Origin of the sequence: Rahnella sp. PD4 (assembly GCF_049199325.1) — a bacterium.
In the GTDB taxonomy this organism is placed as follows: Bacteria; Pseudomonadota; Gammaproteobacteria; order Enterobacterales; family Enterobacteriaceae; genus Rahnella; species Rahnella perminowiae.
Genome location: NZ_JBLZQF010000006.1, coordinates 289373 through 302291, shown reverse-complemented (window position 1 = coordinate 302291; position 12919 = coordinate 289373). Strand labels below are relative to the sequence as shown.

Sequence of the window (12919 nt, the reverse complement as noted above, 5' to 3'; positions counted from 1 at the left end):
GCATTCCTTAAGGAATTGATAATTAATTGTTGTGTAATTGTTGTGTCGTGCAAAGTAAAAAGGCCCGCTGTTCCGCAGAACAACGAGCCTCAAAAGGTCAGCAGTGAAATCTGTTACTGTTCATTTTCATCGGTATAGCGTTTGGCTTTGTAGGCCGGATGTTTCAGGTTTTCGATAGAGAAAATATCGTCCAGCTCCGCCTCTGTCAGCAGGCCACGTTCGAGCACCACCTCTCTGACGCTCTTACCGGTTTCAGCACAAATCTTGCCGACGATATCGCCGTTGTGATGGCCGATGAACGGGTTAAGGTAGGTGACGATGCCGATTGAATTGAAAACGTAGAATTCACACACTTCTTTGTTGGCAGTAATACCGTTGATGCATTTTTCCAGCAGATTGTAACAGGCGTTAGTCAGGATATGCACTGACTCAAACATCGCCTGACCAATTACCGGTTCCATCACGTTCAGCTGCAACTGGCCTGCTTCAGCCGCCATCGTGACGCAAACGTCGTTACCGATGACTTTAAAACACACCTGATTCACTACTTCAGGGATCACCGGGTTCACTTTGGCCGGCATAATGGATGAGCCCGCCTGCAATTCCGGCAGGTTAATTTCGTTTAAACCCGCGCGCGGTCCGGAAGAAAGCAGACGCAGGTCATTACAGATTTTAGAAAGCTTCACGGCCAGGCGTTTCAGTGAGCTGTGGACCATCACGTACGCGCCACAGTCTGAGGTCGCTTCAATCAGATCTTCTGCCGGTACGCAGGCCAGATTGCTGACTTCTGCCAGCTTTTCTACCGCCAGTTGTTGATAACCTTCTGGTGTATTCAGGCGTGTACCGATTGCCGTCGCCCCGAGGTTGACTTCGAGCAGTAATTCGCCGGTGCGCATCAGGTTGCGGGTTTCTTCTTTGAGCAGCACGTTAAACGCGTGGAATTCCTGACCGAGCGTCATCGGAACGGCGTCCTGCAACTGTGTGCGGCCCATCTTGATGATGTTTTCAAATTCTTTCGCTTTACGCTCAAAACCATCCCCTAACTGGGAAATAGCATCAACCAGCTTTAGCAAAGACGCGTACACGGCGATACGAAAACCGGTCGGGTAGGCATCATTGGTCGACTGGCATTTGTTCAGATGATCATTTGGATTGAGGAACTGGTAATCGCCTTTCTGGTGTCCCATCAGTTCAAGACCGATGTTCGCCAGCACTTCATTCGTGTTCATATTTACCGAGGTTCCCGCGCCGCCCTGATACACGTCGATAGGGAACTGGTCCATGCATTTGCCTTTATCAAGCACTTCGTCGCACGCCTGAATAATGATATCCGCAATATGGCGTGGAATGGTGCGCAGTTCTTTGTTAGCAAGAGCCGCAGCCTTTTTCACCATCACCATGCCACGAACAAACTCAGGGACATCGCTGATCTTGGTGTTGCTGATGTAGAAGTTTTCAATCGCCCGCAGGGTGTGAATGCCGTAATAAGCTTCTGCCGGAACTTCGCGCGTGCCCAGCAGGTCTTCCTCGATACGAATGGTGTTTGACATGAGAACCTTCTCTTCGGTACAGAATGTGTTATGCGATGTTTAAAATTATGTTACTTGCCGTGATAAATTTAAAACGATCAACCGTTGTTTTAGCAACGAAGGCGATCATATGCTGCTCCAGATGAATTGCACGTACTAAGATCACTATCCTGCCCTATTAGTGTGCATGTTTTTAGTATCTGTGAGAATTCTCACAATTCATTTACCGGCTCAATTAAATCAAGCCCGGTGCTTGAAATGATAATGAATGAGCACCATCTCAGTGTAGTCAGCCTGCATTTCTTTGATAGCGAAGATCCCAAGCAGGCCCTTATTCAGGGTTTTGGAATGCCGCTGCGACAGCGCTTCCGGAGCCAAATTACAAGGAGAATGCGGTGCGCTGGTTACCGTTACTACTGTTATTCCTGCTGGCTTACATTGAAATCACCTTATTTATCAAGGTGGCTGCGGTGGTGGGCGTCGCAACAACGTTGCTGCTGGTCGTTTTCACCTCCTGTGTGGGCGTGTCCCTGGTGAAGAATCAGGGGATGAAAACGTTTATGCAATTGCAGCAAAAACTGGCGGTTGGGGAAAGCCCGGCGGCTGAGATGGTCAAAAGTGTTTCGCTGGTCATTGCCGGGTTTCTGCTGTTGGTACCGGGCTTCTTTACCGATTTCCTCGGTTTGCTGCTCTTACTACCGCCGATCCAGAAACGACTGACGCTTAAACTGATGCCTCATTTGAATATTGTGCGTTCCGGTGGTAACTGGGGAAGCAGTGCGCCAACAGGGAATACCTTTGATGGCGAGTTCCAGCGGACGGATGAAACGCAGGAACGTCTGGTTTCACCTAAAAAAGATGACGACACAGAGCACCGCGATCGCTAATCTCTGTGGCCTTAATTGTTAAAAGATTGTTGGGAAGCACTGCGGAGGTCAATTTTTAGTCATCCGTGCAGCGAAAGAAAAAGAGAAATTTTTTTCTGTTCTTCCCCTTGAAGGGTGAGGTATCGCCCCCATTAAACAAACCACGAGGCCGGGCAGGAATCTGCCAGGCATTCAATCCTAAAAATAGATATGGACCCGCTCACAGGAGAGTTATCAATGAAAATTCGTCCATTGCATGACCGCGTTATCGTCAAGCGTAAAGAAGTAGAATCTAAATCTGCTGGCGGCATCGTTCTGACTGGCTCAGCTGCAGGTAAATCTACCCGTGGCGAAATCCTGGCTGTCGGCCATGGTCGCATTCTGGAAAACGGTGAAGTTAAAGCGCTGGACGTGAAAGTTGGCGACATCGTCATTTTCAACGACGGTTACGGCGTGAAAGCTGAGAAGATCGACAATGAAGAAGTGTTGATCATGTCCGAGAGCGACATTCTGGCCATTGTTGAAGCCTGATTGTCCCCCGACCCACTTTTTTCTGAACAGAACGAATTTAAGGGAAATTAAAAATGGCAGCTAAAGAAGTAAAATTCGGTAATGACGCCCGTGTGAAAATGCTGCGTGGCGTAAACATCCTTGCTGATGCAGTAAAAGTGACCCTCGGTCCTAAAGGCCGCAACGTGGTTTTGGACAAATCTTTCGGCGCACCTACCATCACTAAAGACGGCGTGTCCGTTGCACGTGAAATCGAACTGGAAGACAAGTTCGAAAACATGGGCGCACAAATGGTGAAAGAAGTCGCGTCCAAAGCGAACGATGCAGCGGGTGACGGTACCACTACTGCAACTGTTCTGGCGCAGGCAATCATCACTGAAGGTTTGAAAGCTGTTGCTGCTGGGATGAACCCGATGGATCTGAAACGTGGTATCGACAAAGCTGTCGTTGCTGCGGTTGAAGAACTGAAAAAATTGTCTGTACCTTGCGCTGACTCTAAGGCTATCGCACAGGTAGGGACGATCTCCGCTAACTCCGACGAAACCGTAGGTAAACTGATCGCTGAAGCGATGGAAAAAGTCGGTAAAGAAGGCGTGATCACGGTTGAAGAAGGTACTGGCCTGCAAGACGAGCTGGACGTTGTTGAAGGTATGCAATTCGACCGCGGTTACCTTTCCCCATACTTCATCAACAAACCAGAAACCGGTTCTGTTGAACTTGAAAGCCCGTTCATCCTGCTGGCTGACAAGAAAATTTCTAACATTCGCGAAATGCTGCCAGTGCTGGAAGCCGTTGCTAAAGCCGGTAAACCACTGCTGATCATTGCTGAAGACGTTGAAGGCGAAGCCCTGGCGACTCTGGTCGTGAACACCATGCGTGGCATCGTGAAAGTGGCTGCGGTTAAAGCTCCGGGCTTCGGCGATCGTCGTAAAGCCATGCTGCAAGACATCGCAACCCTGACCGGTGGTACTGTTATCTCTGAAGAGATCGGTCTGGAACTGGAAAAAGCGACCCTGGAAGATATGGGTCAGGCTAAACGTGTTGTGATCAACAAAGACACCACCATCATCATTGATGGTGTGGGTGAAGAAGCCACTATCCAGGGCCGTGTTTCTCAGATCCGTCAGCAGATCGAAGAAGCAACTTCTGATTACGATCGTGAAAAACTGCAAGAGCGTGTGGCTAAACTGGCAGGCGGCGTAGCCGTTCTGAAAGTGGGCGCAGCGACTGAAGTTGAAATGAAAGAGAAAAAAGCGCGCGTTGAAGATGCCCTGCACGCAACCCGTGCTGCGGTAGAAGAAGGCGTGGTTGCCGGTGGTGGTGTGGCGCTGGTTCGCGTTGCTCATACCCTGGCTAACCTGACTGGCGACAACGATGATCAGAACGTGGGTATCCGCGTTGCTCTGCGCGCAATGGAAGCTCCACTGCGTCAGATCGTTGTAAACGCAGGCGAAGAAGCTTCTGTTATCGCCAATACCGTTAAAGCAGGCGAAGGTAGCTTCGGTTACAACGCTTACACTGAACAGTACGGCGACATGATTGCAATGGGTATCCTGGATCCAACTAAAGTGACCCGTTCTGCTCTGCAGTACGCGTCTTCTGTAGCTGGCCTGATGATCACCACTGAGTGCATGATCACCGACCTGCCTAAAGACGATAAAGTCGATATGGGCGGTGCTGGCGGTATGGGTGGCATGGGCGGCATGGGCGGCATGATGTAATCATCCCCCCCTGCGTTCATCCGCAGGTATGCGAAATCAGCGGGCTTTTTGCTCACTGACTTCATATACTGAAAAAACCCGGTCTGAAAAGGCCGGGTTTTTTTGTTTGACCCTTTTTTATCAGGTTCAGTAAGATAACTCTCATTGTCTCCGGCCTTTAACGTGTAGACTCGTTTCTACGTGGTTTTCGGATTTTTACCGTTACCGCCAGCTTAGGTATACGTGGCAACGGATGCCTAAGAAAGCCAGGTGTTTTCTGATAGGCTTTATGTGATTACAAAAACAAATGGGGAAAGTGATGCGGATTAAAATGTTACTGGGCCTGTCAGCTATCGCGCTGCTTGCCGGGTGCAGTACCACTCATCAACTGGATGCAGCGGGTCAGCAGGTGAAATTCACAGACGACAAACCAGGCGCAAATTGTCAGTTGCTTGGCCAAGTCACCGGTGCCCAAAGCAACTGGTTCTCCGGTACCGGCGGTGACGGCAGCTCCATGCGTGGCGCAGCTAATGACCTGCGCAACAAAGCGGCAGCGATGGGCGGCAACACCATTTATGGTGCTAACAGCCCGTCCCAGAATTTCCTGTCCAGCTTTGCACCGGTTGACAGCAAAATGGTCGGTCAGGTTTATAAGTGCCCATAGTCGTCGCCTGAGCGATAAAAATATTAAAGGGATGCCACTGGCATCCCTTTTTGCATTCCCCCCTTCATACTTTAAGCCGCAGGTGAGTGGGCTACGTTCAGTCACCCGAATCACTTACCTGAGTAAGCTCATCGGGACTCCATCCCTTGCCGCCTTGCTGCAACTTGAATTATTGGGGGGAGGAAGGATGTGTTAAGACTGCTTCAGGCGCAGATCCAAAATGGTTTTGCTCGGCTCGCCGCCAATCTCACGGGTCAGTTTCGGCACCATATAACCTGACACTTTACTCATCAGTTGTTTCATAATGACGCGCGCTTCGTCGTCGTTCACCATGAAATGCGCCGCACCTTGTACTTTATCCAGCACGTGGATGTAGTAAGGTAAAATACCCGCGTCAAACAGCGCGTTGCTCAGTGTGGCAAGCACTTCGGCAGAATCATTTACCCCCCGCAGCAACACGCTCTGATTAAGCAACGTCACGCCATGGCGTTTCAGCTTCGCCATACTGGCGCGTAATGCATTATCGATCTCATTGGCGTGATTAATATGCGTTACCATCAGCACCTGAAGGCGTGATTTTTCCAGGCGCTGGCAGAAGGTATCCGTGATACGTGCAGGAATAACCACCGGCAAACGGGTATGAATACGCAGCCGCTTAATGTGTGCGATGCCTTCCAGTTCACCGATTAACCAGTCGAGTTCATGATCCTTGGCCATCAGCGGATCACCACCGGAGAAAATAATTTCATCGAGTTCGGGGCGTGTGCGGATATAATCCAGCGCCTGAACCCAGTTGGCCTTATTTCCCTGGTTGTCCTGATACGGGAAATGACGGCGGAAACAGTAGCGGCAATTTACCGCACATCCGCCTTTCACCAATAACAGGGCGCGATTGCTATACTTGTGCAACAGACCCGGAACAACGCTGCGTTGTTCATCAAGCGGGTCAGTGGTAAAGCCCGGCGCGGCGATAAACTCCTCGTGCGCGGTTAATACCTGAAGCAATAAAGGATCCTGTGGATCGCCCGGCTGCATACGTGCCACAAAGGCGCGGGGCACGCGAAGCGGGAACAAACGACGGGCTTCACGCCCACTTTGCAATTCTGCATTGTCGTTAAGTGCCAGAAGAGTAAGCAGTTCATCCGGGTCAGTGATAACATCGCCGAGTTGATACAACCAATCTTCTCTAAATGGCGTGTTTAGGGTTACAATGTTTGCCATTTTTTTGGCTAATACCAGTTTAAAATTAGAGGGCCATCATGGCGACTTATTCTAGCAACGATTTCCGTCCGGGTCTTAAAATCATGTTCGAGGGCGAGCCTTACGCTATCGAATCCAGTGAATTCGTAAAACCAGGCAAAGGCCAGGCTTTCGCACGCGTTAAAATGCGTCGTCTGCTGACCGGTTCCCGTGTAGAAAAAACGTTTAAATCTACCGACTCATGCGAAGGCGCTGACGTTGTAGATACCAACATGAACTACCTGTACAACGATGGTGAGTTCTACCACTTCATGCACCCTGAGACTTTCGAACAGCATCAGGTTGAAGAGAAGACGGTTTCTGACGCCTCTAAATGGCTCCAGGACAACGCAGAATGTATCGTAACGCTGTGGGATGGCCGTCCTATCGCGGTTCAGCCACCAAACTTCATCGAAGCGGAAGTTGTTGATACTGACCCGGGCCTGAAAGGTGATACCGCAGGTACAGGCGGTAAGCCAGCTACCCTGAGCACTGGCGCCGTGGTTAAAGTGCCATTATTCGTGCAGATCGGCGAAATTGTCCGTTGTGACACCCGCTCTGGCGAATACGTTTCCCGCGTTAAATAAGTTTTCGATACTTATTTATTACGCCGGATGAAAGCTGCCGCAGAGTAAATCCTGCCGCAGCTTTCCAGCCCCAACTTTTTGAATTGGATTGTGTTTACCATGTTGAAGAAGATAATGTTTATCGTAGTTTCAGTGACGTTGCTGGCTTCGTTATCCGGCTGCAACACGGTTCATGGTTTCGGTGAAGACATCCAACATCTGGGTGGTGCGATTTCCAAAGCAGGCTGATTTCTTCAGCCTCGTTTTTTACCAAATGTCCTAAAATCCTGCCTGTTGCCTTCTATATCCGGAAAGTTAGCTACACTAACAGTGTCGTACTTTACATTCTCTTATAGGAAGGAAATTTATATGCTGAAGAAAAGTATCCTCGCTATCTTATCTGTTGTTGTCCTGTCTTCCGCGTTAACCGCCTGCAATACCACGCGTGGTGTAGGGGAAGATGTATCTGCCGGTGGGCAAGCGATCCAGAAAAGCGCGCAATAGCGGGCGGGTAATAGTAAAGTAAGTTGATGTCTGCCTGCACATTGATGCAGGCAGTGTTGTTTTTACGGCACGGGAATTAAGGCTGTTTCACCCACACCAGTTTGCTGGTATCAAATCCGTAGCCTTGTGCTGTTTGCAGAAGTTGCTGCTTCACGCGGTCATCCAGTGTTGGCGTACGGGAGAGGATCCACAAGTAGCTTTTATCCGGCCCGCATACCAGCGCGTACCGGTAATCCTTATCCAGCTCAATGACATTATAGCCGCCATAGAACGGGCCGAAGAATGACACCTTGAGCGCCGCCCGCGCCGGCGATCCGGTGAAGTAACCTTTGCCCTCACTTTCCTGCCATTTATTCTTTTGCGGATTAAACCCGCGATTAATCACTTTTACCCCACCATCATCACGCAAACTGTAATTAGCGGTGACGCGTTCCAGTCCGCTTTCAAAACTATGATCCAGTCTGGCGACTTCATACCAGGTACCGAGATAACGGGTGAGTTCGAAATTATTGACGACTTTGACGTCAGCAGGCGGCGTTACGCTGCACGCGACCGACAGAAGTGCTGTGATGATAACGCTGAGTTTTGACCAGATACGCATAGACCTTCCTTCCTTAGTATGTTCTCTAAGTGTAGGTAACAAAAAAGAAAAAGGGAAAATCAGTGCAGAAAGAATGAAAACAGCGGCCAGAGAGATGACCGCTGGAAAGGGGGATCTTTGCGGATCAGAGGCGGATCAATACGATAAGGGTCACGATACTTAAGATCGCCGCCAGACCGTAAAATACCCATTTACCGGCCGGAACGTGGATCTTCAGGTCGTGCATGGCATGGTGGATCCGGTGCAGCCCGCACCACAAAGGCAGAACGATCATCAGCAGCAGGAACAGACGCCCGATCCCGCTTTGTGCAAATGCCAGTACGCGCGGATAGCTCAGTGCGTCACCGGGGAAGAAGCCCAGCGGCAGCAGGAAGCACACCAGCAAGATCATCACCGGTGCGAAAATCGCGCTCCACATACCGCCCGCGCCAAACAATCCCCAGAACACCGGCTCGTCTGAACGTTTAGGAAGAGTATTTTTCATGTCGCCTCCTTAAAGAAACAGTGCAATGACAAGCACAACCAGCGTCACGACGATTGTCACGCCCCAGAAACCGGCAATCACCGGTTCCGGCCCCATTTTTTTGCCTTTCACTATCACAATAGAGGCTTTCGGTGCCAGTTCGAACCAGGTCTTGGTGTGCAACAACGCCGCAAGCAGGGCGATCAGGTTAATCAGCAAGACCACCGGGTTTTGCAGAAAATTCACAAAACCCGCCCAGCTTTCAGGCCCGTTACGTAACGAAAAAATCCCTGCCAGCAGTAAGAGACTGAACCACACGGCCGGCACCGCCGTGCCCTCACGCAGCATATAAAAACGGTAGAACGGTAAGCTTTTCCACCAGCTGGCTTTCATCTCACGCACGTAGGGCTTACGTTTGCTGCCCGTACTTTGAGTTGTCATATTTTCCTCCCTCATTGCGGTCTCAGCCTCGCGATCATGAAGTCTTTGGTGCTTTCGACTTTGCCTTGCTGAATGGCGGCTGCGGGGTCGACGTGCTTCGGACAAACTTCGGAGCAATACCCGACGAACGTACAACTCCAGACACCGTTCTGAGTGTTTAGCTGCGGCATACGTTGTGCCTTGCCGTGGTCCCGGTTATCAAGGTTATAGCGGTGTGCCAGCGTAATAGCGGCCGGACCGATGAATTCCGGGTTCAGACCAAACTGCGGGCAGGCGGCGTAACACAAACCGCAGTTGATACAGCCGGAGAACTGATGGTATTTCTCCATTTGCGCCGGAGTTTGCTTACCCGGGCCTTCACCCACCGTGCGGGTATTGCCGATAATGTAAGGTTTGATGGATTCCAGGCTTTCGATAAAGTGGGTCATATCGACCACCAGATCACGCTCAACCGGGAAATTCGCCAGCGCTTCCACCTGCATACCGTCCGGATATTCCCGCAGGAAGGTTTTACATGCCAGCTTCGGCACGCGATTGACCATCATGCCGCATGAGCCGCAGATTGCCATCCGGCAGGACCAGCGATAGGAAAGATCAGCGGCCAGATGATCTTTGATATAGCCCAGAGCATCGAGCAGCGACGTTGTTTCATCGAAAGGCACGTCATACACCACCGGATGCGGCGCGCTGTCCGTTTCCGGGTTGTAGCGCATGATTTCAACCTTCAGGCTGCGTATTTTAGCCACGTGATTGCTCCTTATCTTTTTTATCGTGAGTCTCAGATTCTCCGCCATATACGCGTTTTGCCGGTGGCAGCGTGGTAATTTTCACATCGCCATATTCCAGACGCGGGGCGGAGTCTGGCTGATAAAAGGCCAGAGTATGCTTGAGGAAATTCACGTCATCGCGTTCAGTACAGCCTTCATCCAGACGCTGATGCGCGCCGCGGGATTCGCAGCGGTGCAGGGCGGAATGCGCCATGCATTCGGCCACTTCCAGGCCATGCCCCAGTTCGATGGTGTACAGCAAATCCGTATTGAAAACGCTGGAGGTATCCTGAATCTTCACCCGCTTAAAGCGTTCTTTCAGTTCAGCCAGTTTATTGATGGTTTTTTGCATCAGTTCGGTGGTGCGGTAAATGCCGCAACCTTCTTCCATCGCCAGACCCATTTCGTCGCGGATGGCTGCCCAGCTTTCGTCGCCTTCCTGTGCCATCAGCGCGGCGATACGATTTTCGATATCACGAACCTGTGCGTCGAGCGCATCGTTGTTGCCGGTGTCTTTAGCTTGTACGGCGCGTTCTGCTGCTTTTTCACCGGCCATACGGCCGAACACCACCAGTTCGGCCAGCGAGTTTGAGCCGAGACGGTTTGCGCCATGCAGGCCGACGGACGAACACTCACCGACCGCAAACAGACCCTTGATGCGGGTTTCACACTGCGCATCGGTTTCGATGCCGCCCATGGTGTAGTGTGCGGTAGGACGAACAGGGATCGGATCAGTAATCGGATCGACGCCGACATAAGCTTTAGCCAGTTCGCAGATGAACGGCAGACGTTCACGGAGTTTTTTCTCGCCGAGATGGCGTAAATCCAGGTACACCACGTCACCACGCGGTGTTTCGATAGTCCGGCCGGCCCGCCATTCGTGCCAGAACGCCTGCGATACCTTGTCGCGCGGGCCCAGTTCCATGTATTTATTTTTCGGTTCACCCAGCGGCGTTTCCGGCCCCATACCGTAATCCTGGAGATAACGGTAACCGTCTTTATTGACCAGAATACCGCCTTCACCCCGGCAACCTTCAGTCATCAGAATACCGGAGCCCGGAAGGCCGGTCGGATGATATTGTACGAATTCCATATCACGAAGAGGGATGCCATGACGGAACGCCATGCCCATACCGTCGCCGGTGACGATGCCGCCGTTGGTGTTATAACGGTAAACACGGCCAGCGCCGCCGGTTGCCATGACCACGGCGTTGGCCCGGATTTGTACGCGGGTGCCTTCCATCATATTAATCGCGACAACGCCCCGAACCTGGCCTTCATCGACCAGAATATCGAGAACGAAATGTTCGTCGAATCGCTTGATTTGCGGATATTTCAGCGAGGTCTGGAACAATGTATGCAGCATGTGGAAACCGGTTTTATCCGCTGCAAACCACGTACGTTCGATCTTCATCCCGCCGAAGCGGCGGACATTGACGGAACCATCATCTTTACGGCTCCAGGGGCAACCCCACAGTTCTAGCTGGGCCATTTCAGTCGGGCATTGATGCACGAAATGATCCACCACGTCTTGCTCACACAGCCAGTCGCCTCCGGAAACAGTATCCTGGAAGTGAAAATCAAAGCTGTCGTGATCTTGTGTCACTGCGGCAGAACCGCCTTCGGCAGCGACCGTGTGGCTGCGCATTGGGTACACTTTCGAAATCAACGCGATATTCAGGTTGGGATTGGCTTCCGCTGCGGCTATTGCTGCGCGTAAACCCGCCCCACCTGCACCTATAATTGCAATGTCGGCGTTAAAGGTTTGCACTGCATTCCTCCACTATCATCAATGAGATCGGGTTTGAAACACCCGCGAAAAGCTCTTCATATTCGAAGAGTTAGTGAACCCCGATGACATACAGGCGCTGTCCCGATGGCTGATATTCTTATTGTTTGTAAGGGAATTATGATACCAAAGGGGTAGAAGCGGTAATTTGATGTGAATGCAGGTTTGGGCTTTCTCTGCTTTTTGCTTCGCAAAATGAGATAATTGTTTGCCTGCGGGGATGCGGGTAGACTGCATGACTTTTCTGAATTCGGAGTAAATCACCATGAGCGAAACAGCAAGCTGGCAACCCAGTGCTTCTGTCGCCAATTTGTTGAAGCGTGCGGCAATCCTCGCTGAGATCCGACGTTTCTTTGCCGATCGCGGCGTACTGGAAGTTGAAACGCCAGCGATGAGTCAGGCCACGGTGACCGACATTCATCTGGTACCGTTTGAGACGCGTTTTGTCGGGCCGGGTGCGGCTGACGGCATGACGCTGTATCTGATGACCAGCCCGGAATATCACATGAAACGTTTGCTGGCAGCGGGCAGCGGGCCGATTTACCAGATGGGCCGCAGTTTCCGTAATGAAGAAGCCGGACGTCATCACAACCCGGAGTTCACCATGCTGGAATGGTACCGTCCGCGTTATGACATGTACCGCCTGATGAATGAAGTGGATGATCTGCTCCAGCAGGTACTCGATTGCGACAGTGCTGAAACCTTGTCTTATCAGCAGGCATTTACCCGCCATTTAAGTATTGATCCCCTCTCTGCCGATAAAACTGAGCTGCGCGAAGCGGCGGCAAAACTGGATTTATCCAATATTGCCGACATCGAAGAAGACCGCGACACCCTGTTACAGTTGTTATTTACGATGGGAGTGGAGCCGCATATTGGCCGCGATAAGCCGACATTCGTCTATCACTTCCCGGCGACGCAGGCATCTCTGGCAGAAATCAGCACGGAAGATCACCGCGTGGCCGAGCGTTTTGAGGTGTATTACAAAGGCATTGAGCTGGCAAATGGTTTCCGTGAACTGACAGACAGTCGTGAACAACGTCAGCGTTTCGAGCAGGACAACCGTAAACGCGCGGCACGCGGCCTGCCGCAGCATCCCATTGATAACAATCTGCTGGATGCGTTAGCGCACGGCATGCCGGAGTGTTCTGGTGTGGCGCTGGGCGTTGACCGTCTGATTATGATTGCACTGGGTGCCGCCAGCCTGAGCGATGTGCTGGCCTTCCCGGTGACGCGCGCCTGATCCTGATTCTGCTGTTCAGCCCTGACCTCAGGGTCAG

At 51.4% G+C, this 12919-nt stretch carries 15 protein-coding genes; 8 read left to right on the top strand and 7 right to left on the bottom strand.

Going from position 1 to position 12919, the window contains the following annotated elements; all coding sequences use genetic code 11:
• Positions 1 to 113: 113 nt before the first annotated feature.
• Positions 114 to 1550 (bottom strand): aspartate ammonia-lyase, encoded by a 1437-nt coding sequence (aspA, locus tag ACOZIO_RS17055; RefSeq protein WP_014333637.1) that lies wholly within the window; start codon positions 1548 to 1550, stop codon positions 114 to 116.
• A 374-nt stretch (positions 1551 to 1924) separates the two neighbouring features.
• Here aspA and ACOZIO_RS17050 point away from each other — a divergent pair, with 374 nt between their 5' ends.
• From ACOZIO_RS17050 to ACOZIO_RS17035, 4 genes are all read left to right on the top strand, one after another.
• The gene (locus tag ACOZIO_RS17050; protein WP_014333639.1) at positions 1925 to 2416 is read left to right on the top strand and encodes an FxsA family protein; all 492 of its coding nucleotides are present in this window, start codon (positions 1925 to 1927) and stop codon (positions 2414 to 2416) included.
• A gap of 216 nt (positions 2417 to 2632) precedes the next feature.
• Positions 2633 to 2926: a co-chaperone GroES gene (locus ACOZIO_RS17045; protein WP_009636718.1), complete on the top strand. Its 294-nt coding sequence runs from the start codon at positions 2633 to 2635 to the stop codon at positions 2924 to 2926.
• 53 nt (positions 2927 to 2979) lie between these two features.
• Positions 2980 to 4626, top strand: coding sequence for a chaperonin GroEL (gene groL / locus ACOZIO_RS17040; protein ID WP_129954214.1), 1647 nt, complete (start codon positions 2980 to 2982; stop codon positions 4624 to 4626).
• A 298-nt stretch (positions 4627 to 4924) separates the two neighbouring features.
• Entirely contained in the window at positions 4925 to 5269 is a 345-nt protein-coding gene (locus ACOZIO_RS17035) for a DUF4156 domain-containing protein (RefSeq protein WP_129954216.1), read from the top strand.
• Between the two features lie 192 nt (positions 5270 to 5461).
• Here the strand turns inward: ACOZIO_RS17035 and epmB are convergent, their stop codons facing one another.
• The gene (epmB, locus tag ACOZIO_RS17030; protein ID WP_129954218.1) at positions 5462 to 6490 is read right to left on the bottom strand and encodes an EF-P beta-lysylation protein EpmB; all 1029 of its coding nucleotides are present in this window, start codon (positions 6488 to 6490) and stop codon (positions 5462 to 5464) included.
• Between the two features lie 38 nt (positions 6491 to 6528).
• On the opposite strand from epmB, the gene efp reads away from it, so the two are divergent.
• The 3 genes from efp to ACOZIO_RS17015 all read left to right on the top strand — a co-directional run bounded on the left by efp (position 6529) and on the right by ACOZIO_RS17015 (position 7578).
• Complete coding sequence (gene efp, locus ACOZIO_RS17025) at positions 6529 to 7095, top strand: elongation factor P (protein ID WP_013573742.1); 567 nt, start codon at positions 6529 to 6531, stop codon at positions 7093 to 7095.
• A gap of 114 nt (positions 7096 to 7209) precedes the next feature.
• A complete protein-coding gene (locus ACOZIO_RS17020; protein WP_370278348.1) occupies positions 7210 to 7323 on the top strand; it encodes an entericidin A/B family lipoprotein in 114 nt (37 codons plus the stop codon).
• 120 nt (positions 7324 to 7443) lie between these two features.
• Positions 7444 to 7578 (top strand): entericidin A/B family lipoprotein, encoded by a 135-nt coding sequence (locus ACOZIO_RS17015; RefSeq protein WP_129954222.1) that lies wholly within the window; start codon positions 7444 to 7446, stop codon positions 7576 to 7578.
• A gap of 76 nt (positions 7579 to 7654) precedes the next feature.
• On the opposite strand, the gene blc is transcribed toward ACOZIO_RS17015, so the two are convergent.
• The 5 genes from blc to frdA form a co-directional block, all read right to left on the bottom strand.
• Entirely contained in the window at positions 7655 to 8179 is a 525-nt protein-coding gene (blc, locus tag ACOZIO_RS17010; protein ID WP_129954224.1) for an outer membrane lipoprotein Blc, read from the bottom strand.
• 124 nt (positions 8180 to 8303) lie between these two features.
• A complete protein-coding gene (gene frdD, locus ACOZIO_RS17005) occupies positions 8304 to 8663 on the bottom strand; it encodes a fumarate reductase subunit FrdD (RefSeq protein WP_129954226.1) in 360 nt (119 codons plus the stop codon).
• A gap of 9 nt (positions 8664 to 8672) precedes the next feature.
• Positions 8673 to 9083, bottom strand: a complete 411-nt coding sequence (gene frdC, locus ACOZIO_RS17000; RefSeq protein WP_129954228.1) for a fumarate reductase subunit FrdC — start codon at positions 9081 to 9083, stop codon at positions 8673 to 8675.
• 11 nt (positions 9084 to 9094) lie between these two features.
• Positions 9095 to 9877, bottom strand: coding sequence for a succinate dehydrogenase/fumarate reductase iron-sulfur subunit (locus ACOZIO_RS16995; protein WP_421595524.1), 783 nt, complete (start codon positions 9875 to 9877; stop codon positions 9095 to 9097).
• Positions 9822 to 11621, bottom strand: coding sequence for a fumarate reductase (quinol) flavoprotein subunit (frdA, locus tag ACOZIO_RS16990; RefSeq protein WP_421595523.1), 1800 nt, complete (start codon positions 11619 to 11621; stop codon positions 9822 to 9824). The genes ACOZIO_RS16995 and frdA overlap by 56 nt, the downstream gene beginning before the upstream one ends.
• A gap of 283 nt (positions 11622 to 11904) precedes the next feature.
• On the opposite strand from frdA, the gene epmA reads away from it, so the two are divergent.
• Positions 11905 to 12882, top strand: coding sequence for an elongation factor P--(R)-beta-lysine ligase (epmA, locus tag ACOZIO_RS16985; protein WP_217158649.1), 978 nt, complete (start codon positions 11905 to 11907; stop codon positions 12880 to 12882).
• Positions 12883 to 12919 lie beyond the last annotated feature (37 nt).